General features: G+C 71.2%; 21 protein-coding genes. 8 read left to right on the top strand and 13 right to left on the bottom strand.

Annotation, left to right across the window (positions count from 1 at the left end):
• Nucleotides 1–187 precede the first annotated feature (187 nt).
• A complete protein-coding gene (gene hemB / locus ACIRFL_RS29110) occupies nucleotides 188–1180 on the top strand; it encodes a porphobilinogen synthase (RefSeq protein WP_404034164.1) in 993 nt (330 codons plus the stop codon).
• A 322-nt stretch (nucleotides 1181–1502) separates the two neighbouring features.
• Nucleotides 1503–1868, top strand: a complete 366-nt coding sequence (locus tag ACIRFL_RS29115; RefSeq protein WP_404034166.1) for a DUF805 domain-containing protein — start codon at nucleotides 1503–1505, stop codon at nucleotides 1866–1868.
• Nucleotides 1869–1917: 49 nt separating this feature from the next.
• Here the strand turns inward: ACIRFL_RS29115 and ACIRFL_RS29120 are convergent, their stop codons facing one another.
• Nucleotides 1918–2304 carry a hypothetical protein gene (locus ACIRFL_RS29120; RefSeq protein ID WP_404034168.1) on the bottom strand — a complete coding sequence of 129 codons (387 nt, stop codon included), beginning with the start codon at nucleotides 2302–2304 and terminating at the stop codon, nucleotides 1918–1920.
• A 342-nt stretch (nucleotides 2305–2646) separates the two neighbouring features.
• Here ACIRFL_RS29120 and ACIRFL_RS29125 point away from each other — a divergent pair, with 342 nt between their 5' ends.
• The gene (locus tag ACIRFL_RS29125) at nucleotides 2647–4146 is read left to right on the top strand and encodes a polysaccharide pyruvyl transferase family protein (protein ID WP_404034170.1); all 1500 of its coding nucleotides are present in this window, start codon (nucleotides 2647–2649) and stop codon (nucleotides 4144–4146) included.
• Between the two features lie 46 nt (nucleotides 4147–4192).
• Here ACIRFL_RS29125 and ACIRFL_RS29130 read toward each other — a convergent pair whose 3' ends face one another.
• From ACIRFL_RS29130 to argS, 6 genes are all read right to left on the bottom strand, one after another.
• Complete coding sequence (locus ACIRFL_RS29130) at nucleotides 4193–5044, bottom strand: DUF4253 domain-containing protein (protein WP_404034172.1); 852 nt, start codon at nucleotides 5042–5044, stop codon at nucleotides 4193–4195.
• A gap of 190 nt (nucleotides 5045–5234) precedes the next feature.
• A complete protein-coding gene (locus ACIRFL_RS29135) occupies nucleotides 5235–5816 on the bottom strand; it encodes a hypothetical protein (RefSeq protein WP_404034174.1) in 582 nt (193 codons plus the stop codon).
• 819 nt (nucleotides 5817–6635) lie between these two features.
• A complete protein-coding gene (locus tag ACIRFL_RS29140) occupies nucleotides 6636–6992 on the bottom strand; it encodes a hypothetical protein (protein WP_404034176.1) in 357 nt (118 codons plus the stop codon).
• 386 nt (nucleotides 6993–7378) lie between these two features.
• Nucleotides 7379–8557 (bottom strand): helix-turn-helix domain-containing protein, encoded by a 1179-nt coding sequence (locus ACIRFL_RS29145; protein ID WP_404034178.1) that lies wholly within the window; start codon nucleotides 8555–8557, stop codon nucleotides 7379–7381.
• Between the two features lie 66 nt (nucleotides 8558–8623).
• A complete protein-coding gene (locus ACIRFL_RS29150; protein ID WP_404034180.1) occupies nucleotides 8624–9262 on the bottom strand; it encodes an HAD family hydrolase in 639 nt (212 codons plus the stop codon).
• Between the two features lie 99 nt (nucleotides 9263–9361).
• On the bottom strand, nucleotides 9362–11140 hold the full coding sequence (argS, locus tag ACIRFL_RS29155) for an arginine--tRNA ligase (protein WP_404034182.1): 1779 nt from the start codon (nucleotides 11138–11140) through the stop codon (nucleotides 9362–9364).
• A 127-nt stretch (nucleotides 11141–11267) separates the two neighbouring features.
• Here argS and lysS point away from each other — a divergent pair, with 127 nt between their 5' ends.
• On the top strand, nucleotides 11268–13007 hold the full coding sequence (gene lysS / locus ACIRFL_RS29160) for a lysine--tRNA ligase (protein ID WP_404034184.1): 1740 nt from the start codon (nucleotides 11268–11270) through the stop codon (nucleotides 13005–13007).
• Nucleotides 13008–13082: 75 nt separating this feature from the next.
• Here the strand turns inward: lysS and ACIRFL_RS29165 are convergent, their stop codons facing one another.
• The 3 genes from ACIRFL_RS29165 to ACIRFL_RS29175 form a co-directional block, all read right to left on the bottom strand.
• Nucleotides 13083–14513, bottom strand: a complete 1431-nt coding sequence (locus ACIRFL_RS29165; protein ID WP_404034186.1) for a DUF2637 domain-containing protein — start codon at nucleotides 14511–14513, stop codon at nucleotides 13083–13085.
• 90 nt (nucleotides 14514–14603) lie between these two features.
• Nucleotides 14604–15482, bottom strand: a complete 879-nt coding sequence (locus ACIRFL_RS29170) for a DUF3558 family protein (RefSeq protein WP_404034188.1) — start codon at nucleotides 15480–15482, stop codon at nucleotides 14604–14606.
• 117 nt (nucleotides 15483–15599) lie between these two features.
• Nucleotides 15600–16478 carry a DUF3558 domain-containing protein gene (locus ACIRFL_RS29175; RefSeq protein ID WP_404034190.1) on the bottom strand — a complete coding sequence of 293 codons (879 nt, stop codon included), beginning with the start codon at nucleotides 16476–16478 and terminating at the stop codon, nucleotides 15600–15602.
• 228 nt (nucleotides 16479–16706) lie between these two features.
• On the opposite strand from ACIRFL_RS29175, the gene ACIRFL_RS29180 reads away from it, so the two are divergent.
• Nucleotides 16707–17900 (top strand): RtcB family protein, encoded by a 1194-nt coding sequence (locus tag ACIRFL_RS29180; RefSeq protein WP_404034192.1) that lies wholly within the window; start codon nucleotides 16707–16709, stop codon nucleotides 17898–17900.
• A 30-nt stretch (nucleotides 17901–17930) separates the two neighbouring features.
• Here ACIRFL_RS29180 and ACIRFL_RS29185 read toward each other — a convergent pair whose 3' ends face one another.
• Nucleotides 17931–18428 carry a MarR family winged helix-turn-helix transcriptional regulator gene (locus ACIRFL_RS29185; protein WP_404034194.1) on the bottom strand — a complete coding sequence of 166 codons (498 nt, stop codon included), beginning with the start codon at nucleotides 18426–18428 and terminating at the stop codon, nucleotides 17931–17933.
• A gap of 139 nt (nucleotides 18429–18567) precedes the next feature.
• Complete coding sequence (locus ACIRFL_RS29190; protein ID WP_404034196.1) at nucleotides 18568–19038, bottom strand: hypothetical protein; 471 nt, start codon at nucleotides 19036–19038, stop codon at nucleotides 18568–18570.
• Between the two features lie 119 nt (nucleotides 19039–19157).
• On the opposite strand from ACIRFL_RS29190, the gene ACIRFL_RS29195 reads away from it, so the two are divergent.
• The 3 genes from ACIRFL_RS29195 to ACIRFL_RS29205 all read left to right on the top strand — a co-directional run bounded on the left by ACIRFL_RS29195 (nucleotide 19158) and on the right by ACIRFL_RS29205 (nucleotide 20517).
• A complete protein-coding gene (locus ACIRFL_RS29195; protein ID WP_404034198.1) occupies nucleotides 19158–19496 on the top strand; it encodes a YnfA family protein in 339 nt (112 codons plus the stop codon).
• An 80-nt stretch (nucleotides 19497–19576) separates the two neighbouring features.
• Nucleotides 19577–20353 carry an SDR family NAD(P)-dependent oxidoreductase gene (locus ACIRFL_RS29200; protein ID WP_404034200.1) on the top strand — a complete coding sequence of 259 codons (777 nt, stop codon included), beginning with the start codon at nucleotides 19577–19579 and terminating at the stop codon, nucleotides 20351–20353.
• Nucleotides 20353–20517 carry a hypothetical protein gene (locus tag ACIRFL_RS29205; protein WP_388721363.1) on the top strand — a complete coding sequence of 55 codons (165 nt, stop codon included), beginning with the start codon at nucleotides 20353–20355 and terminating at the stop codon, nucleotides 20515–20517. The genes ACIRFL_RS29200 and ACIRFL_RS29205 overlap by 1 nt, the downstream gene beginning before the upstream one ends.
• Nucleotides 20518–20642: 125 nt before the next feature.
• On the opposite strand, the gene ACIRFL_RS29210 is transcribed toward ACIRFL_RS29205, so the two are convergent.
• Nucleotides 20643–21446, bottom strand: a complete 804-nt coding sequence (locus tag ACIRFL_RS29210; protein WP_404034202.1) for a DUF6597 domain-containing transcriptional factor — start codon at nucleotides 21444–21446, stop codon at nucleotides 20643–20645.
• Nucleotides 21447–21497: the final 51 nt, after the last annotated feature.

Here is a 21497-nt window from a genome sequence, read left to right on the forward strand (position 1 = left end):
CCGTTTCTGCGTGGCGGAGACGGGGCGGGGCCGTGGGATTTCCCGGGTCGCGGAGAGGGGCGACGAGGACGACGCGGGGCCCGTCCGTGGTGGGGGCGAAGGTGGGGCGGGCGCCGCGCCGGGGCCCCTGCGGAGGCCGACCGGCCGTCGGCAAAACGGGTGCCGGGGCGGGCGTAGCGTAGAAGCCATGACGAAGTATGGATCCTTCCCCGGTGCGCGTCCCCGTCGGCTGCGCACCACTCCCGTCATGCGCCGCATGGTTGCCGAGACCCGGCTGCACCCGGCGGACTTCATCCTGCCCGCGTTCGTGCGGGAGGGCGTGAGCGAGCCCGTGCCGATCGCCGCCATGCCGGGCGTCGTCCAGCACACCCGGGACAGCCTGAAGAAGGCCGCCGTGGAGGCCGTGGAGGCGGGGATCTCCGGGATCATGCTGTTCGGGGTGCCCGAGGAGGCCAAGAAGGACGCCGTCGGAACCCCGGGGACCGACCCGGACGGGATCCTCCAGGTCGCGATCCGCGATGTACGGGCCGAGGTCGGCGACGACCTGCTCGTCATGTCCGACCTGTGCCTGGACGAGACCACCGACCACGGGCACTGCGGTGTGCTCGACGAGCAGGGGCGCGTCGACAACGACGCCACCCTGGAGCGGTACGCCGAGATGGCCCGGGTGCAGGCCGACGCCGGTGCCCATGTGGTCGGGCCCAGCGGGATGATGGACGGGCAGATCGGGGTCGTCCGGGAGGCCCTGGACCAGATCGGACGGGAGGACGTGGCGATCCTCGCCTACACCGCCAAGTACTCGTCCGTCTTCTTCGGGCCGTTCCGGGAGGCCATCGGCTCCTCGCTCACGGGCGACCGCAAGACGTACCAGCAGGACCCCGCCAACTGGCGTGAATCGCTCAGGGAGTTGGCGCTGGACCTGGAGGAGGGGGCCGACATGGTGATGGTGAAGCCGGCCGGGCCCTACCTCGACATCCTGGCCCGGGTCGCCGACGCCGTGGACGTGCCCGTCGCCGCCTACCAGATCTCCGGCGAGTACTCGATGGTCGAGGCCGCCGCGGAGAAGGGCTGGGTCGACCGGGACCGGGCGATCATCGAGACGCTGACCGGTATCAAGCGGGCCGGGGCGCGCACCATCCTCACCTACTGGGCCGTCGAGGCGGCCCAGCGGCTGCGCTGACGGCTGCTCGCTCCGTGCCCGGTCGGACACGGTTCGAGGTCGTTCCGGTACCGAACCGGTGGCGGGGCGATCTCGGTGTGTCTGCGGTTCGGCCACGAAACGAACTCGGTGACCGAAACGTCCGGGGGCCGGCCGGGGAATCCGGGGTGGTCAAGGGCTGGTCTGTCCTGAAATCGACGTGGATCCACGGGTGGTCGCCGTCCGTGGGCGGGGCGTTCCGGGTCTGCGGCCGGCGCGACAGGTTCCTGTCAACGTCCATATCCTCTGCGCCTGGCCTGATCCGTTCCGGTGGGCCCCGGACGTCGATCCCTGGGGGGACGTAATGAACTGGTACATCGAAGTGCTCAAGAAGTACGCGGTCTTCGGGGGGCGGGCGCGCCGCAAGGAGTACTGGATGTTCGCGCTCGTCAATGTGGTCATCGCCATCGTGCTGGCCATCGTGGACGCCATCCTGGGCAACCAGATCCTGTCTCTCATCTACACCCTGGCGATCCTGCTGCCCGGCCTCGGCGTCTCGGTCCGCCGACTGCACGACACAGGCCGCACCGGCTGGTGGCTGCTCATCGGGATCATCCCGGTGGTGGGCTTCATCGTGCTGCTGGTCTTCACGGTCAGCGAGGGCACGCGGGGGCAGAACGCCTACGGCGCGGACCCGAAGGAGGGCGGGTACTCGCCGGCGCACAGCTGACGCCGGGGGCGCGCACGCGCCCGACCCGTCCGAAGGCCGCCCGGACCGCTCACCGGGCGGCCTTCCGGCCGTCCGCGCCCGCGAGGCGAGCGGTCTTCCGGCGGTCCGCGTCTGCGAGGTGGGCGGTGTTTTGGCTGTCTGTGTGCGCGAGATGGGCGGCGTTCTGGCGGTCCGCGTCTGCGAGGTGGGCGGTGTTCCGGCCGTCCGCGTCGGCGAGTTGAGCCGTCTTCCGGCTGTCTGTGTCGGCGAGGTGGGCGGTGTTCCGGCCGTCCGCGCCCGCGAGGTCGGCGGCCGGCGGGGGCTGCCGTGTGGTGGCGGGGGTGCGGTTTGACGGTCCCTCGTCGCGGAGGCCCATTCCGTCGTGACACCCGCTCAGGGTGAGGACGACCAGGGCGGCCAGGGCAGCGAGCGCCGCGCGGGCGCCGCGAGCGGGCATGGGTCCTCCCGGCGGTGGGGGGGCGAAGGGCGCGGACCCAGCGTGCGGCGGGCGGTGGCGGCGGCGCCATGGCTCGGGCCGAAGAGGGGACGCCGGGGGACGGTCCGGCCCCCTGACCTGCCCGGACGGCCCGTCCCACACCGAGAAACGGGACACGGGAAGCCCCACCGCCGACCGAGACCGCCACGCGCGTACGCCCGACGCACACCGTCTCCTTGACATCCCTTAACCCTGTCTTCACCCGTCCCTTGCTCTTCACGTAAGGTGCATTCGCACGCACAGTCGAACTGCACCGCCGCACCCCGACCGTGCAGATGTCGTCCGTCGTAGCCGGGGAGTGTCGTGAAGCGCATCCTGATCCGTTCCGGGAAGAGCCCGTTCCACGTGGCCACCCCCACCGAGTTCATCCAGCAGGACCTGATCGGGACGAACACCGGCAATCTGCTCTTCAGCGACTCCGCCCACAAGATGCTGACGACACCGGACACCGAGGTCGTCTCCAACGGCATCCGCACCAACGCGTCGCCCGAGCGCGCCGCCGAGATCAACGAGCAGTACGACGCCTTCGTCGTCCCGCTGGCCAACGCCTTCCGGCCCTCGTTCCACGCCTCGCTCGACCGGCTGTCCACGCTGATCGAACAGCTCACCATTCCGGTCGTGGTGTTCGGCGTCGGTGCCCAGGCGGGCGACGACTACGAGACCGACGTCCTGAAGCCGATGGAGGCATCGGTACAGCGTTTCGTCTCCGCCGTTCTCGACCGGTCGGCGTCCATCGGCGTCCGCGGCGAGCTGACCGCGCGGTATCTGACGGGCCTCGGCTTCGGCTCCGACAAGATCGACATCATGGGCTGTCCGTCGATGTTCCTCTACGGCGACAGGTTCCCCGAGATCCGCGCCACCGAGATCTCCGCCGACTCGCGCATCGCCCTGAACCTCTCGCCCAACGCGATACGGGTCGGCGACATCACCGGCATCGCACACCACGCGTGGGAGCGCTACCCCCGCCTCACCTACTACGCGCAGAACACCTCCGACGCGGAGCTGCTGCTGTGGGGCGACACCAGCCCCGAGTCGGGCCGGCAGGACGCCTTCCCGCGTCAGCTCAGCCACGCCATGCTCCAGGAGAACAAGGTCCGCATGCCGCTGGACCCGGCCACCTGGATGAAGGAACTGAGCGGCTTCGACTTCGCGTACGGCACCCGCATCCACGGAAACATCGCCGCGCTGCTGGCCGGGACGCCCGCGGTCGTCCTCACCCATGACTCGCGCACGCTGGAGCTGTGCCGGTACTTCGACATACCGCACCGCCAGCTGTCCGCGCTGCCGGGCGACACCGACCCGCGCGACCTGTACGAGGACGCCGACTACTCGGCGATGATCAAGGGCCACGGCGAACGCTTCGAGCGGATCGTCTCCTTCCTCGACCGCAACGGCCTGCGGAACACCTACACCCACGGCGATGGCGGCGCCGCCTTCGAGGCCCGGCTCGCCGCGCTGGACCTGCCTGCGTCGATGTCCGTCTGGGACGGCTCCCACGATGAGTACATGCGCTACCGCGTGAGCCGGCTGCGGGAGCGGATCACGGTCGCCGACGCCCGGATCGACAAGCGGGTGGAGGAGGCCAGGCAGTTGCGCGTCCGGCTTGCCGCGGCTGAGAAGCGGGAGGCCGCGACCGCCCGTCAGCTGGAGGCCCTGCGCAAGGAACTGGCTGCGGCCCGCAAGCAGTTGGCCGCGGTGGAGCGCCGGGTCGGCGGCATCGAGAAGCGGGTCCTGGTCAAGGTCGGCCCGGCCCTGCGCCGCCGAGCCCGAAAGCTCTCCGGCTCGGCGGCCAAGAAGCCCTGACAAGACCGCCCACCCGACCCGGGCGCATGCCGCGGCGGGGTGGGGGTCAGTCCCACCAGAAGGACCAGGTGCGTTCCGTCATCAGGGTGTCGGCGTAGTCGGCCAGGCTGTCGCGGCCGTTCTGGGTGAGGTTGTCCGGGCAGAACGCGAAGTGCTCGGCGGCCAGCGCCTGCGCCTCGGCCCGGGTGGCGGGCGGCGCGGCCACGGAGACGACCAGCGTGTCGAAGCCGAGGGCGACCACCCGTATCCCGAAGCGGTCCTCCCATGAGCGCAGCACCGCGCAGAGCCGGGCGACGTCGTCCTCATGGTTGACCGGGCCGCTCCAGCCGATGGCGGCGGGGATGTCGGCGGAGCGGCGGGCCGGGACGAGCGCCAGATGCGGGTCCTTGAGGGCGGCGTGCGCGCGCCCGCCCGCGTCGGCGCCGCTCAGCAGGTCGGCGACCCGGGCGGCGCAGATCCCGGGCTCGACGGTGAGCGACCCGGCGGGGGCCAGTCCGGGCCAGTCCGCCCCGAACGGCGCAAGGAGCCGGGCCAGTTCGGGATCGAACCCCTCCTCCTCGTCTTCGACCACGGCTTCCCAGCATTCCGCGAGCACGTCCTCGGCGTCATGGTCCCCCGGGTAGGAGGTGTCCGCCGGGGACAACTGCCACCGCTCCGGGCCGCCTTGGGGGCCGCCCAGTTCGAGGAGCACGGGCAGCAGGCCCACCCGGCCGGCCGGTGCGCCCAGCGCCGCCCAACTGCCGGGCGCGGCCGACTTGTCGGCGTGCCACAGCAGGGGCTGAGGCCAGGGCCCGTCGTCCGTCGCGTCGATCAGTCTCCCGGGCGGGAGCCGGAGCCCCAGGGAACGCCCGCTCGGGTCGGCCGCCAGCTTGGGCAGCGGGTTGGGAAGAGTCGCCATGCCGCGACTTTAAGGGGAGGCAGTGACAACACGAACGGCGCTCGCCGGAAGGTCTTGAGTTCTGGTGGCCGTCGCAACACCCCAGCCGGGGGAGGGCGAGGGACTTCGAGGGCCGGGACCACGCGGGACGGTTGCGGGTTTTGCGGCATGGGGAGCCGGTCACTTCGCCGACTGGCCCGAGGCGGGTGTCTCAGGGGCAGGCGACCTTCAGCAGCGTCGCGACCCGGGCGAACTCCTCCTCCAGGCGGTCGCGTCCGAGGGCCGCGAACTCGCGGTCCAGGTCCGCCGGTGTCACCCCGCGCAACTCCACCATCGTGCGAGCGGCCCGGACCCACGGCGCCCACTCCGACCCGTATTTCACCTGCTCCATGTGACACCCCGGGATCGGCTGAAGCGTGACGGGATGGTGAAGGGGACCGACGACACCCCACGCGGGCACGCGTCTTGCCCATGCCGCCACGAACCGCCCACCGCGCAAGGCGTGGCAGAGCTGGATGGAGATCCCGGCGCACGGTACGCACACCGGCGGACTCGTCGTACGCTCCCCCTCCCGGATCGCGCCGACGCTGTCCCGCAGGAGAAACAGATGCGGGCCGTGCGGGTCCGCCGGCATGCGGGAGCAGACCTGGCACATCATGTTCAGCATCGCGCGGCGCTGCCGGTAGGGGTGGACGTTCCGCAGTTGTGGGCTGCCCCGGCGCCGCTTGGGCCGCAGGGCGTAGCGGGCCCAGAGCACACCGAAACTGTCCCGGTCGTACGGCGTTTCATCCACGTACCCGATTCCCGGGACCATGCGGCGGCGGACGATCGGACACGACAGGAGCCGTTCCTCACTCCAACCGGCGATGTACGGGACAACACCTGGCGGTGCCGGAGGCAACACGATCGAGAACCTTTCTTTGTGGAGAAGAGGGTGGCGGCCCGCCGGCCCCCGCTGGGGAGAGTCGGGAGCGGGAAACCGGCGGGCACCTGGGGGGCTCCGGTCGCCCCCTGGGGCGCGAGCGACCGGAGCCGGTCATGAGGTCAGCGGCCGATACCGGCCACGAGGGCACCTATGAGGGCGGCAAGGACAGAAGAACTGGCCCTTCGGACTGTCCGGCCTCATGGGCAGGGCGGGACGAGCAGTAGCCCGTGGCCCGGTCGTCCGACTGCTGCGCTTCGGCCATCCGTACAGCCGTACTTCTCTGTGGCATCGGCGTTCTCCCTGGGCGGGCCGGCGGTGAGCGGGGCCAGGCGGCGCATCTTCCGGCACGGGGCGCAGGCGAACTTGTTCCCGGCTGTGCACGGGCGGGGGCCCGCTTCCATGGCCTGGGTGGTCCGGATGTCGTCGGCGAGTAGTCGGCGCCGGGAGTACAGGCTGTACCTGTCCGTGGTCACCGGGGCTTTCCCTGTCCGCCTCGGTGGTGGGGGCACTGGCACGGCGGGTACCTGTCTGCGGCCGGCGTCAGCGCCTGGGCGGGCGGGAGGATGACCCGTCCACTGTCACGGGTGACCGTCCCGTAGCGGTCCACCTGGTAGACCCGCATGGTCATGCGGCTGAGCGGCGGGCTCGCGTGCGGGGACCGCGCCCCTGCGGTCGTCTGCCGGCGGGTCACCGGCGGTTGTCCCTGACGAGCCGGTACAAGCCGCGGCCGACGGTGCACCTGGCGGCCGTCGCCTCCGTCTTGCAGAGGTCGCACATGGGCGTGTGGGCGAACAGGCCGCAGTGCGCGCGGTCAGCGGTGCAGGCCCGGCAGGCGCGCGGGTACCACTTCATACCGGAGACCGAAGAGCAGTCCTCGGCTGGGACGCGCTGCACGCCGAGGTCGACGGCCGTCTCCGCGGTCAGCCGGGTCGGGCACCAGAGGCATTCGGCGCCGCGCACCTTGGCGTCGGGCAAGCCGTCGAGGTCCGGCAACGTCAGGGCCTCAAGAACCTCGGCGGGGATCTCCTGAACCGTGCTGCTCATTGGATCGCCCCTTGGGGCGGCCGGACGGTACCGTGCGTCATGTCGGCTCCTTCGTGGTCGGCCATGCCCCGGGGCCGGTCGCTCGGCCGCCGGGGACTCCTACCGAGCGGGACCTCGCGCCGCTCAGGGCGGCACCCGCACGTGACGATTGGCCACACGCGAGTCGCACCACGCACCACGACTTTCCCCGCCGCACGCAAAGGCCCGGCGATAGACCCGCAGTGGAAGCAGGCCAGCCCGTGAAGGCGGACGATGCTTACGTTGCGGTCTATGACCATCGGTGGGGGCAGGGGCGCATCAGGCATCCCGGGTCCCATCTGCTCGGCTCTCGCGTGTGACAGATGGTGGCCCTACCAGCACGGCACAAGTACCCCAGCCAGGGGTAGTCAGGTGGCAGCGCACCACTCTGCGAAGTTCGACAGCTCCTCGGCATCTGCCCGTTTGAGTCGTCGCAGCGTGGCCGCGTCCTCCCGCACCCACGGATGCTCCCGGGTGTGCTGCGGCGCGATGTGACGGGCGACCTTCAGCGCCTCGAAAGCATCATCGGCGCGGCCTACCCACAGCTGCGCGCGGGCCATCTCGATGTAGAAGCCTGACAGGCGTTCTGCCGGGAGATCGTGCGGCGGTTTCCACTCTTGTGCAACATCCAGGGCGCGACCCGCGTACTGATCACCGAGGCTCACGGCCACTGAAACCTCGTGGATCTGTACGGAGTCCGGGCCGAACGCGGTCCCGCAGTACACGCCCTCCCGGATCTGGTCGCCGAGCTTTCGGGCCTCCGACAAGTGCGCATCCGCTGCGTCCCCGTCGCCCGCTCGACCGGCGATGACCGCTGCCCGCATGTGCAGGGCCCCACGTGCTGCTGTCGTTCCGGCGTCGTCCGGGGAGGGCGAGGCGTTGATGGCCGCCTCCAGAGCGCGCAGTCCGACGGTGTGAGCGCGGGCGGCGAAGAACGTCTCCGTGCGCACGTACGCCACGGACGACTCCAGCAGCGGGTCACCGGCTTCGGGCACGGCCCACCGCATCAGGTCGATCAGCCGCGCAGACAGGTCGCGGGCACCGAACTTGTATGCCACCGCGTCGGCTGACCGGGCCGCCCGCACGAGCAGCCCCGCCCACTCCCTGCGGTCCGTGCCTGCTGCCGCGTGGTAGCCGCGCAGCAGCTCCGGCAGCAGTCCCGGTAGCGTGCGAGCGATCGGCGTGTACTGTGCGGCCAGCCTCCAGGCGGCCGCCGCCTCAACCAGCTCATGCAGCGTCGTGAGCGGGCGTACGGGCCCGTCGTCGGGCAGGTCGTATACGGCGATCGCAGCAGACATCGCGGGCAGCGCATCGCGGACTCGGCTCATTGCCGCGCCCCGGTCTGACAGCAGTCGACTCGGATCGACGCCGAGGGCATCCGCGATCGCTTCCAGAGTGGGCGGACTGACGCCCCGTTCACCCCGCTCGATCTTGCGGATCGTGCCGAGCGCGACGCACGCTGCGTCGGCGAGTTGCTGCTGGGTCATCCGCGGGCGAGTGGCGCTTCGGTAGTAGGCGATACGCTCGCCGACCGAACGTGCAGACACTCTGACCCCCGAACCGTCCTGTCTCTGCACTCACCGTAGCGGTGTCGGTTCGGCTTGTGAGGGCGGTCAGGCGGAGACGATCCCAACGAGGTCGAGCAGACAGTCTATACGGTAGTCCGCTGAGGCTGCCTCCACCGTGTCGGCCCACAGGTGTCCCCATGGCCCGCGGCGCAGGTGCGCGGCGCGTAGCCCGGCCGCCTGCGCGGGTCCGATGTCGTTGGCGGGGTGGTCACCGACGTACAGGGACGTGTGCGGGTCGGTGCCGCTGGCGGCGAGCACGCGGTGGAAGAAGTCGGTCGACGGCTTGGCGGCCTCGAGCTCGGCGGACGTGGTGATGTAGTCGGCCGGCAGGTCGAGCCCGCGAAGCAGTTCGCCGGCGCGGGCGGTTTGGTTCCCGGCGATGACGACGCGGACGTCCTGATCCTGGAGTGCGCAGAGGGCGGGCCGCACGTCGTCGTACAGGTCGCTTTCATCGAGGCGTTCCCCGCGTCCGGCGGCTTCCCGGGCGGCGTACTCGGCCTGGATGTCGATGCCGGGGCGGATGAGGCGCAGTGCTTCGGAGTTGTCGTCCCCGCGGGCGACGACGGCGCCGACGAGGGCGGAGAGAGTGTGGCGGGGGATGGTGAGCCAGTCGGCCCAGGTTGCCCAGTACCGGTCATCTCTGGTGATCGTCTCGCCGACGTCGAAGATCACAGCGCGAATCATGGTCGGGAGCCTACCTGGGCATGACGAAATGGCCCCCGCCGTCCGGTGGTTCCCCGGGGTCCGGCGGGGGCCGTGCGCGGCTTGGTGCGGTGGTGCGGGTCAGAGCCGCTCGGGCGTGCGGATGCCCAGCAGGCGCATGCCGCGGTGCAGCGTGCGGGCCGTGAGGTCCACGAGGAACAGGCGGTTCTCCCGCTGCTCAGGGGTGTCGGCCTTCAGCACCGGGCACTGGTCGTAGAACGCGGTCAGCAGCGTGGCCAGGTGGTAGAGGTACGCGGCGAGCTTGTGCGGCTCGTAGGCCGCGGCCACCTCGCGGATCGTCTCGGCGAACCGGTCCAGGTGCAGTCCCAGCGCGCGCTCCGCCGGCGCCAGCGGCAGCTCCGGGTGGGCGGCCGGGCGGGCGTCGCCCGCCTTGCGCAGGATCGACTGGATACGGGCGTACGCGTACTGGAGGTAGACCGAGGTGTCGCCGTTGAGCGAGACCATCTGGTCGAGGTCGAACTTGTAGTCCCGCACCGCCGACGTGGACAGGTCCGCGTACTTCACCGCACCGATGCCGACGTACCGGCCGTTCTCGACGATCTCCTGCTCGGTCAGGCCCACCTTCTCGGCCTTCTCGCGGACGACGGAGGTGGCCCGGTCGATCGCCTCGTCCAGGAGGTCGACCAGCCGGACCGTCTCGCCCGCACGCGTCTTGAACGGCTTGCCGTCCTTGCCGAGGACCGTGCCGAACGCCAGCTGCTGCGCCTTCACGTCCTCGTTGAGCCAGCCGGCCCGGCGGGCCGTCTCGAAGATCATGCGGAAGTGCAGCGACTGGCGGGCGTCGACCACGTACAGCAGCGTGTCCGCCTTCAGGTGGAAGACGCGGTCCCGGATCGCCGACAGGTCGGTGGCCGCGTAGCCGTAGCCGCCGTCGGATTTCTGCACGATCAGCGGGACCGGCTGGCCGTCCGGGCCCTTGACGTCGTCGAAGAACACGCAGAGCGCGCCCTCGGAGCGGACCGCCACGCCGGACTCCTCCAGCAGGCGGCAGGTCTCGGCCAGCATGTCGTTGTACCCGGACTCGCCGACGATGTCCGGGTCGCTGATCTCCATGTCCAGCTTCTCGAAGACCGAGAAGAAGTAGATCTTCGACTCGTCCACGAACCGCTGCCAGGTGGCGAGCGTGTTCGGTTCGCCGGCCTGGAGGTCGACCACCCGGCGCCGGGCCCGCGTCTTGAACTCCTCGTCGGAGTCGAAGAGCCCCCGCGCCGCCTTGTAGAGGCGGTCGAGGTTCGACATCGCCTCCTCGCCCGAGACCGCGGTGTTCTCGTCGGCCTTGTGGTCCAGCTCGTGCGGGTGCTCGTCCAGGTACTGGATGAGCATGCCGAACTGGGTGCCCCAGTCCCCGATGTGGTGCCGGCGGACCACGGTCTCGCCGGTGAACTCCAGGATCTGGACCACCGCGTCGCCGATGACGGCCGAGCGCAGATGGCCGACGTGCATCTCCTTCGCCACGTTCGGCTGGGCGTAGTCGATCACCGTCGTACCGGGGTCGGGGGCGTGGGGCACGCCGAGGCGGCCCGTCTCGTCCGCGTACCGTTCCGCGAGGTTCCGGGTGATCGCGCCGTCGCCGACGGTGATGTTCAGGAAGCCGGGCCCGGAGACCTCGATGTCCTCGATCACCTCACCGGTGACGACCTGGGAGACGACCTCGGCCGCCAGCTCCCGCGGGTTCGCCTTGGCCTTCTTGGCGAGCGCCAGGATCCCGTTGGCCTGGAAGTCCGCCCGGTCGCTTCGTCGCAGCAGCGGGTCCGCGGAGTCGGCGTCCGGCAGTGCCGCCGAGAGGGCCGCCGCGAGACGCTGCTGTACGGAGTCGCTGAGGGACGTGACCGAGGCCATAGGAAGGGATGCCGTTCTCCTCGTGGGGATGGATGGTCTCCGTCAGTATCCCACGGGGGGTAAAGCGGTTTTCGCGGTCGCAAGGTGGTCTGTGACAATGGGGTGTCAACCGTTCAGAAAGAAGGACGTGCCGATCGTGGCTCAGAGCACCGAGACCACCGACTGGGTCTCCCGTTTCGCGGATGAGGTCATCGAGGAGTCGGAGCGTCGGGCCCCGGGCAAACCGGTCGTCGTCGCGTCCGGCCTCTCCCCGTCAGGTCCGATCCACCTGGGCAACCTGCGCGAGGTCATGACACCGCACCTGGTCGCCGACGAGATCCGCCGACGCGGCCGCCAGGTCCGGCACCTGATCTCCTGGGACGACTACGACCGCTATCGCAAGGTCCCGGCCGGCATCGCGGGCGTCGACGAGTCCTGGGCCGAGCACATCGGCAAGCCGCTGACGTCCGTGCCCGCGCCGCACGGCTCCGCGTACCCGAACTGGGCCGAGCACTTCAAGGCCGCCATGACCGAGTCGCTGGCCGAACTGGGCGTGGAGTTCGACGGGATCAGCCAGACCGCGCAGTACACCTCAGGCGCCTATCGCGAGCAGATCCTGCACGCGATGCGGCACCGCGGTGACATCGACGCGATCCTCGCGCAGTACCGGACCAAGCCGAAGGCGCACAAGCAGTCGCAGAAGCCGGTCGACGAGGCCGAGCTGGAGGCCGAGGAGGGTTCCGGCGCGGCGAGCGAGGACGACGGCAGCTCCGGCTCCGCCGGCTACTTCCCGTACAAGCCGTACTGCGGCAACTGCGAGAAGGACCTGACCACGGTCACCTCGTACGACGACGACAGCACCGAGCTGGCGTACGTCTGCGGCGCCTGCGGCTTCACGGAGACCGTCCGGCTGAGCGAGTTCGACCGCGGCAAGCTGGTGTGGAAGGTCGACTGGCCGATGCGCTGGGCGTACGAGGGGGTCGTCTTCGAGCCCTCCGGCGTCGACCACACCTCGCCGGGGTCCAGCTTCCAGGTCGGCGGCCAGATCGTCGGGATCTTCGGCGGCAAGCAGCCCATCGGGCCGATGTACGCCTTCGTCGGGATCAGCGGCATGGCGAAGATGTCGTCGTCCCGTGGCGGTGTGCCCACGCCGGCCGACGCGCTGAAGATCATGGAGCCGCAGCTGCTGCGCTGGCTGTACGCCCGCCGCAGGCCCAACCAGTCCTTCAAGATCGCCTTCGACCAGGAGATCCAGCGTCTGTACGACGAGTGGGACAAGCTGGCCGGCAAGGTCGCCGAGGGCGCCGCGCTCCCCGGGGACGTGGCCGCCTACACGCGCGCCGTCGGCACGGCGGCCCGCGACCTGCCGAAGACGCCGCGTCCGCTGCCGTACCGCACGCTCGCGTCGGTCGCGGACATCACCGCAGGCCACCAGGACCAGGCCCTGCGCATCCTGTCCGAACTCGACCCGGCGGATCCGCTGGGCTCGCTCGACGAGGCCCGGCCGCGCTACGACAAGGCCGAGGCGTGGATCAACACGCACGTCCCGGCGGACCAGCGCACCATCGTGCGTGAGGAGCCCGACGCCGAGCTGCTGAAGTCCCTCGACGAGCGGGGGCAGCAGTCGCTGCGGCTGCTGCTGGACGGGCTGGCCGGGCACTGGTCGCTGGACGGGCTGACCCACCTCGTGTACGGCGTGCCCAAGGTGCAGGCCGGGTTCCCCGCCGACGCCACGCCGAAGGAGCTGCCGCCGGAGATCAAGACCGCCCAGCGGTCGTTCTTCGCGCTGCTGTACCACCTGCTGGTCGGCCGCGACACCGGCCCGCGCCTGCCCACGCTGCTGCTCGCGGTCGGCCAGGACCGCGTCCGGGCCCTGCTCGGCGAGTGACCCCACCACCCTGACGAGGGGGCGCCCGGTGCACACCGGGCGCCCCCTCGTCGGTCGCGTGGGTGGTTGTGCCGCTCAGGCGATGTGGTCCTCTTCGAGTTCCGCGGTGTGGCGGTTGGTGAAGCGGCTGACCATGCGTTTGGCCTCGTCCGAGGGCAGCGATCTGCCGAACTCGGCCTCGACGTTGTCGCCGAACTCGCGCGGGGTCGGGTAGCTGCCGTTGATCGACTTCTTGAAGACCTGGTAGTACGCGTCCTCGTCCGGCTCCGCTGCCGGGGTGCCGCCGCCCTCGCCCAGCTCCCGGGTGCGGTTCGGGCCCACCGGGATCGGGAAGCTGCCGGTGTCCTCGGGGGAGGGGGCGGGCGGCTCGGGCTCCTGGTAGGGCTGCTCCTGTTGTTCCTGGTAGGGCTGTTCCTGGTACGGGCCGGTGGCCTGCTGGTTCACCGGGCGCTCCCGGTACCGGTCGGCCGGCAGCTGGTCCGGGTACTGCTGGGCCTCGAACCACTGCTGCTCGTACTGCTCGTCGGGGCCGTACTGGGGGCCGTACGCCAGGTCGCCCGGGTCGAAGTAAGGGTCGTATCCACCCTGGTAGTCGACGTGCTGGGGGTGCTTCTGGAACCAGGGGCTCTGCTCCGGGTCCTGTGCGTCCCCGGGCTGCGCTGCCTCCGGCTGCCCGGCGTCCTGCTCGACCGGCCCGGAGCGCCGCTCGTCGGCGGGCGCCGGCGGCTGCTGGACGGGGACCGTGGCCGCGGCCACGCCGGGGACACCGGCCGTCGGCAGCGCCGGCTGCGGGGGCGCCGCGGATATCAGGATCGGTTCTATGCCCGCCGCGGCCAGGCCCGAGGGGGCCGTCTCGCCGAGCGGCACCCCGTACTTGGCCAGCCGCAGCGGCATCAGGGACTCCACCGGCGCCTTTCTGCGCCAGGCCCGGCCGAAGCGGGAGCGCAGCCGCGCCTGGTACACGAGACGTTCCTGCTCCAGCTTGATCACCTGCTCGTAGGAGCGCAGCTCCCACAGCTTCATGCGGCGCCACAGCAGGAACGTGGGGACGGGGGAGAGCAGCCAGCGGGTGAGGCGTACCCCCTCCATGTGCTTGTCCGCCGTGATGTCGGCGATGCGGCCGATGGCGTGCCGTGCGGCCTCGACCGCGACCACGAACAGCACCGGGATCACCGCGTGCATGCCCACGCCCAGCGGGTCGGGCCAGGCCGCCGCGCCGTTGAAGGCGATGGTCGCCGCGGTCAGCAGCCAGGCCGTCTGGCGCAGCAGCGGGAAGGGGATGCGGATCCAGGTCAGCAGCAGGTCCAGGGCGAGCAGGACGCAGATGCCCGCGTCGATGCCGATCGGGAAGACGTAGGAGAAATCCCCGAACCCCTTTTTGAGGGCCAGCTCGCGGACGGCCGCGTAGGAACCGGCGAAGCCGATGCCGGCGATGATCACGGCGCCGGTCACGACCACGCCGATGAGAACGCGGTGCATCCGGGTCAGCTGGATTGGCCGGGCCACCCGACTCCCCTCCCCTTGCGTGTGGTTGCGCGCAACAGGGTGGCACATGTGTGCGGCGCGCGTGTCGCCGGTCCGTCAGCAGGCCGCTGGTCAGCCCTTCTTGGCCGACTCGGACGCGGACGGCGACGCGGACGACGACTTCGAGGGCGATGCGGACGGCGACTTGGAGGGGGACGCGGACGACGAGCCGCCCCCGTCGTTCGCCGACGACACCGCGGCCACGGCCTCCTTTGCCGCCTTCTGCGCGGCCTTCGCCAGATCGTCCGCGTTCGGGGTCTTCTCGCCGGCCAGGCCCGCACCGTTGTAGTCGAGGGTGACGACGACGTTCTCGACGCGTGCCACGATCGTCTGCTGCTTGAAGGCGCCTTCCTTCTTCTTCAGGTCGTAGCGCACCGTGGTCGCCTGGTCGCCCGCCCCGGCGAGCGGCTGCGACTTGACGTTCTTGGCGCCCTCCACGGCCTGCGCGTCCTGGACCTGCTTGGCGTAGTACTCCTGTGCCTGCTCGTCGGCCGGGCCGCGGTGGGTGTCGGACTCGAAACGCAGCAGGGACACGCTCAGCCAGCGGAACTGGGAGCCCTTCACCCCGTTGTCGTCCAGGCTGGTCCAGGAGCAACTGGCCCGGGACGAGGTGTCGTCGGAGCCGCCCTCCTTGCCCGACGACGTGCCCTTCGGGACGAGTTCGCCGAGCGTCTTCTTCGACAGCACGGCGCACGACTCCGGCAGCTTGCGGTACGCGGCGGCCTGCACGGTGGGCGACGGGCTCACGGAGGTGCCGGTCGCGCTGCCGCTCGGGGACTGCTCGGCCGTGCCGCCCTGGGAGCCGGAGTCCGAGGAGCAGCCGGCGGCGGCGAGCACCGCCGCGGCGGCGGCCGCGCAGCCAAGGGCTCGGGCGAGCCTCCCCGCTCGCCGGTCACGCTGATCACGGTGGTCGTCTCGCTGGGCTGCTCGCTGCATGGTTCCTTCACTCATGACGCTCGTGTTCCTGCGGTCGGATCGGGTCCGGGGGGCCACGGTACGCGGTGAAGGAGCGGTGCGGTTCCGCTTCGCGCGCCTCGTGGATCGGCACCGAAGCGGGCGAGGTGGCCGCTAGCCGCTCAGCGAGCCGGCCAGTTGCGCGGCCAGATTCCGCGCCCTGTCCTGCAGTTCCTTGCTGTCCGGGGTCACTCCGACGGTCGTCGGCTGCTCCGCGTACTCGATGGTCACGATCACGTTGGACGTGCGGAACACCACAGTCACCGTCCGCCGCGCTGCCGTCGAACCGGAGCCGCCGAGCTGGTCGTCGAGGAAGGACTCGTCGCCCAGGCCGTCGAGCACCCGCGGCTGGAGGTCGGCCGGGGTGCCACCGCCGGACGCGCCGGCCGACGGCGAGCCGGAAGAGGACGAGTCGGGCGAGGAGGAACCGGACGACGACGGAGACGGTGACGAGGCCGAGGACGAGGGCGAGTTGCCCGGTGAGGCATCGGCGGTCGCTTCGCCGCCGGCCGCGAGCGCCGAGGAGGAGGTGGACACGCGGGGCTCGGGCAGGTCGGCCGCCGTCTCGCTGGCCGCGAACAGGTTGTGCGCCTGACTGTCGTCGCTGACGGCGTTGTCGTACGACACGACCCGCTCGAAGTCGACGAGGAGGTGGTCGGTGGCGTCGGCGGACTCGACCTTCCAACGGCAGCCGACCTTGCGGTCGGTGTCGTACGTCAGGGTCGCGGTGCCCTCGTACGCCTTGGCCCGCTGGTCCTGGTCGGCGATCTGCTTGATGCCGGGCAACAGGGAGTCGAGGGTGCCACGGCCGACCACGCCGCAGGGTTCGGGGAGCGTGCGGTACTTGCCGGGCTGGGCCGCCGCGGTCGCCGCGCCGGTGTCGCCCGGGTTCGCGTTGTCCGTCGACCCCTTGTCACCGGACCCGCCGGTGCAGCCGGTCAGCAGCGCCGCGAGGAGGGCGGCGGTGCCGATTGCGTACGCCTTCCGCTGCACGGTCAGGGTCCTCTCGACGGTGTCGGTGCGTTCGGTACTCCAGTGTCCCCGCTGGTTATTCGCTTGCCGCAGCGGGGCGCCCCCTGGAGACAATGTGTATCGCACGCGCTGCCGCACACGCCGGTCCGTTGTCGCTTTTCACCGACCTAGGCGTCAATTTTGCCGTGTGTCGCTTCCAAGGCTTTTGTTGACTTCTCGGGGGATTCTTCTCGGGGGAATGAGGAAGACATGTCGTACGTGGAGATACCGGGCGCCAAGGTCCCCATCCGCATGTGGACGGACCCCGCCACGGTCGAGGACGGCGCGCTGCAGCAGCTGCGCAACGTCGCCACGCTGCCCTGGATCAAGGGCCTGGCCGTGATGCCGGACGTCCACTACGGCAAGGGTGCGACGGTCGGATCGGTCATCGCCATGCAGGGCGCGGTGTGCCCGGCCGCGGTGGGCGTGGACATCGGCTGCGGGATGTCGGCGGTCAGGACCTCCCTGACGGAGAACGACCTGCCCGGCGACCTGTCCCGGCTCCGCTCGAAGATGGAGGAAGCGATTCCGGTGGGCCGGGGCATGCACGAGGACCCCGTCCATCCGTCCCGTTTCCACGGCCTCGGCACCGCGCAGTGGGACGGGTTCTGGGGACGGTTCGACGGGGTCGCGGACGCGGTCAGGTTCCGGGCGGACCGGGCCCGCAAGCAGATGGGCACGCTCGGCTCCGGCAACCACTTCTGCGAGGTGTGCGTCGACACGGCCGGCTCCGTCTGGCTCATGCTGCACTCCGGCTCCCGCAACATCGGCAAGGAACTCGCCGACCACCACATCGACGTCGCCCGGAGCCTTCCGCACAACCAGGGACTGGTCGACCGCGACCTCGCCGTCTTCGTGGCGGACACCCCGCAGATGGCGGCGTACGAACACGACCTGTACTGGGCCCAGGAGTACGCGCGGCACAACCGGTCGATCATGATGGCGCTGCTCAAGGAGGTCGTCCACAAGGAGTTCAAGAAGGCCAAGGTGACCTTCGAGCCCGAGGTGAGCTGCCACCACAACTACGTGAGCCGCGAGCGCTACGAGGGCATGGACCTGCTCGTCACCCGCAAGGGCGCGATCCGCGCGGGCTCCGGCGAGTACGGGATCATTCCGGGCTCGATGGGCACGGGCTCCTACATCGTGCGCGGTCTCGGCAACGAGAAGTCCTTCAACTCCGCGTCCCACGGCGCCGGTCGGCGCATGAGCCGCAACGCCGCCAAGCGCCGTTTCTCCACCAAGGACCTGGAGGAGCAGACCCGTGGCGTGGAGTGCCGCAAGGACTCCGGCGTGGTCGACGAGATCCCGGGCGCCTACAAGCCGATCGAGCAGGTCATCGACCAGCAGCGGGACCTGGTGGAGGTCGTCGCGCGGCTGAAGCAGGTCGTGTGTGTGAAGGGCTGACGCCGCGGGCCCCGGTCGGGCGCCGGGGCCTTACCCGCCGGGCGGGGACTGCGGCCGGGTCTCGCGCAGCCGGTTGATCCGGTCGGCGCTGAAGGCCACCGTTCGCCTCATGTGGCGGACGATCGCGGCGAGTTCCGTGTCGTCCAGGTCCTCGAAGAGCGCGGCCCAGTCGCCGCCGAGCCGCTCCCACGCCCGCCCGAACTCGGCGATCCTCTCCGGTACGGTCGCCACCAGCACCCGCCGCCGGTCGGAGGCGTCCCGCTCCCGGACCACATAGCCCGACCGCTCCAGCCGGTCCACCAGCCGGGTCGCCGACCCGGTGGTCAGCCCGGTCAGCTCCGCGACCCGGCCCGTCGTCACCGGAGCCCGCTCCAGCGCGAGCAGGTTCAGACACTGCAGATCGGTGGGGTGCAGGCCCAGATGGTCGGCGACGGCCTGGTTGAACAGGGCGTACGAGGCCATGTACCGGCGGGAGACGGTGGACAGCTCCGCCAGCAGCCGCCCCCGCGCGCTCCCGGTCCCGGCCATGCGCTCCCTTTCGTCCGCGGTTCCGCTCACGCTCCTGCGCACGGTTCGCTCCGCGCTGCCTGCTCGTGCCGTTGCGCTCGGGCGGTTCGCTCCGCGCGGCCCGCTCGCGCCGTACGCGTCGTGCAGCCGACGTACCGGGTCAGAACGCGTACGGATCCCCGGTGTTCAGGATCAGCAGCTCTTCGCGGTCGTTGGTGCGGTCGCGGTCCACTGTGCCGCCGTTCCACACCGTGTCGAGGTCCACCGTGACCTCCGCGGGCCGGTCCCGCAGCGCCACCACCAGCCGGATCTGCTCCCCGACCCCGTCCTCGGCCAGCGGCCCCGTCCCGCACACCAGCTCCCGCTCGCCCGTGCGCGCGCACCCGGCCGGCAGCTCCTGCCGGTCCGCGAGCGGCACCGACCAGCGCAGCTGCACGCTCGCGCCCGGCACCGCGGACGGCCCGTGGTTGCGCGGTGTGAACCGGATGTCGACCCGGTCCCCGGTCAGCGCCGCCGACCCGTGGTACGCCAGGTCCGCCTCCGGCGCCCCTACCGCCCCGGCGGGCCCGGCGGCGGCGACCGCCGCCAGCGCGGCGGCGCCCCACACGGCAAGCACCCTCGTCCTTCGCATGCCACCCACTCCGTCGTGCGATCCGGTATCACGTCATGGCGTACGCAGGGATGTATGCCACGCGCGGCGGGCGGCAGGCGCCGTCCATCAGGTGACACCGTGCATGCCAAGCTGCACCCATGCTGATCCTCCGCTCCGCCGCCCTGTTCGTCGTCGCCGCCGTCTTCGAGATCGGCGGCGCCTGGCTCGTCTGGCAGGGCGTCCGGGAGCACCGCGGCTGGTTGTGGGTGACCGGCGGGGTGCTCGCCCTCGGCGCCTACGGCTTCGTCGCCACCTTCCAGCCCGACGCCCACTTCGGCCGCATCCTCGCCGCCTACGGCGGGATCTTCGTGGCCGGCTCGATCCTGTGGGGCGTGGTCGCCGACGGCTACCGGCCCGACCGCTGGGACCTCGCCGGCGCGCTGATCTGCCTCGTCGGGATGGCCGTGATCATGTGGGCGCCGCGCGACGCCGGCTGATCCACCGCCTGGGCACCGGGCGTCGGTGGCCGTCACCTACCCTGGGCACAGACCCGCCTCCGCCCGCCGAGGAGCAGCCCATGGCCGCCGCCGTACCGCCCGCCGCCTCCCGCATCGCCGTCGTCACCGGTGCGAGCAGCGGAATCGGCGCTGCCACCGCCCGTGCGCTGGCCGCCGCCGGCTACCGGGTCGTGCTCACGGCCCGCCGCAAGGACCGCATCGAGGCGCTGGCCGAGGAGATCGAAGCGGCCGGGGGCGCGGCGACGGCCTATCCGCTGGACGTCACCGACCGGGCCGCCGTCGACGAGTTCGCGACCGCCTTCAAGACGGTCGGGGTCCTGGTCAACAACGCGGGCGGGGCGCTCGGCGCCGACCCGGTCGCCACCGGAGACCCGGCTGACTGGCGCACCATGTACGAGACGAACGTCATCGGCACCCTCAACCTCACCCAGGCGCTGCTGCCCAAGCTGGAGGCGAGCGGCGACGGCACGGTCGTGGTGGTCTCCTCCACCGCGGGCCACGGCACCTATGAGGGCGGCGCGGGCTATGTCGCCGCCAAGCACGGCGCCCATGTCCTCGCCGAGACCCTGCGCCTGGAGATCGTCGGCCGGCCGGTCCGCGTCATCGAGATCGCGCCCGGCATGGTCAGGACGGACGAGTTCGCGCTGACCCGCTTCGGCGGCGACGCTGAGAAGGCGGCGAAGGTGTACGAGGGCGTGGCGGAGCCGCTCACCGCGAAGGACGTGGCGGACACCATCGCCTGGGCGGTGACCCGGCCCAGCCATGTCAATGTGGACCTGCTGATCCTGCGTCCGCGGGCCCAGGCGTCGAACACGAAGGTCCACCGGGAGCGCTGATGTCCGAGTCCGAGGAGCTTTCGCCGGAGCGCGCCGCCGAGAAGCGCCGGCTCGCCCAGGAGACGAAGAACGAGCGCCAGGTCTGGTACTTCCTCGCGTACTTCCTCTTCGGCATCCACATCCTGGCCTGGGTCATGATCTACGCGGTGCGCCACGGCAACTGAGCTTGTAGCGGTGGGTGGTGCAGCGCGCCCCAAAGGGGCGCGGGGAACGGCGCGACCAGCCACGACGTGGCCGCGGACAACCGACGACCCATCGCGCGACGGCGCCGCCGGCCTCCGGCAGGATTTCAGCGAACCCCCGCCGCATAAGCCGCCGGAGGCACCCCTACCGTGGTGGTGAAGTCGCGGATCAGGTGGGCCTGGTCCGCGTAGCCGAGGTCGGCGGCCAGGGCCGCCCAGTCCACCGCGTGCCCGGTCTCGGCGCGCTCCAGCGCCTCGTGGATGCGGTAGCGCAGGATGACCCACTTCGGCCCGACCCCGACGTACCCGGCGAACAGCCGTTGCAGCAGCCGTACGGACAGGCCCTCCGCGCGGGCGAAGTCCGTGACGCGGCGGATCGAGCGGTCCGTGCGGATGCGGTCCACCAGGGCGGTCGCGAGGTCGGCCTGCGGATCGGGCCGGGGATCGAGGGAGAGCAGGAACGTGTCCAGGGCGGCGACGCGGGCGTCCTCCTCGTCCGGGCCGAGCACGGCCCGCACGTCGGCGTCCGGCCAGACGCCGGGGAAGCGGACGCGCCGGCCCGTCCACCCGGCCACCGGGCGGTCCGGCGCGAAGGGCCGGAAGCCGCCGGGCCGGAACTGGATTCCGCAGACCCGGCCCCGTCCCTCCAGCTTCTGGGTGAACAGCCCGAGTCCGACGCCCGAGACCTCCGCGAACGGCTCCTGACCGGAGAACTGCTGGAAGACGATGTTCACCGAGGGGTGCGGGACGACCTGCGAGACGTACGGCCGGGCGAGGTCCCAGTCGATCAGCCAGTAGTGCTCCAGGTACGGGCGCAGCGGTACGGCGGGCTCCCGGCGGCGGAAGTCCACGTGCGCGAAGAGGTCCGCGGCATCGACGATGCCCCGGGTGTCACGGCGTGCGGCGGCCATGCCGCGATCGTAGGACGGGGCACCGACAAGCGCCGGAATAGGGAGTGGCGG

Origin of the sequence: Streptomyces sp. NPDC102462 (assembly GCF_044765425.1) — a bacterium.
Taxonomy (GTDB): Bacteria; Actinomycetota; Actinomycetes; order Streptomycetales; family Streptomycetaceae; genus Streptomyces.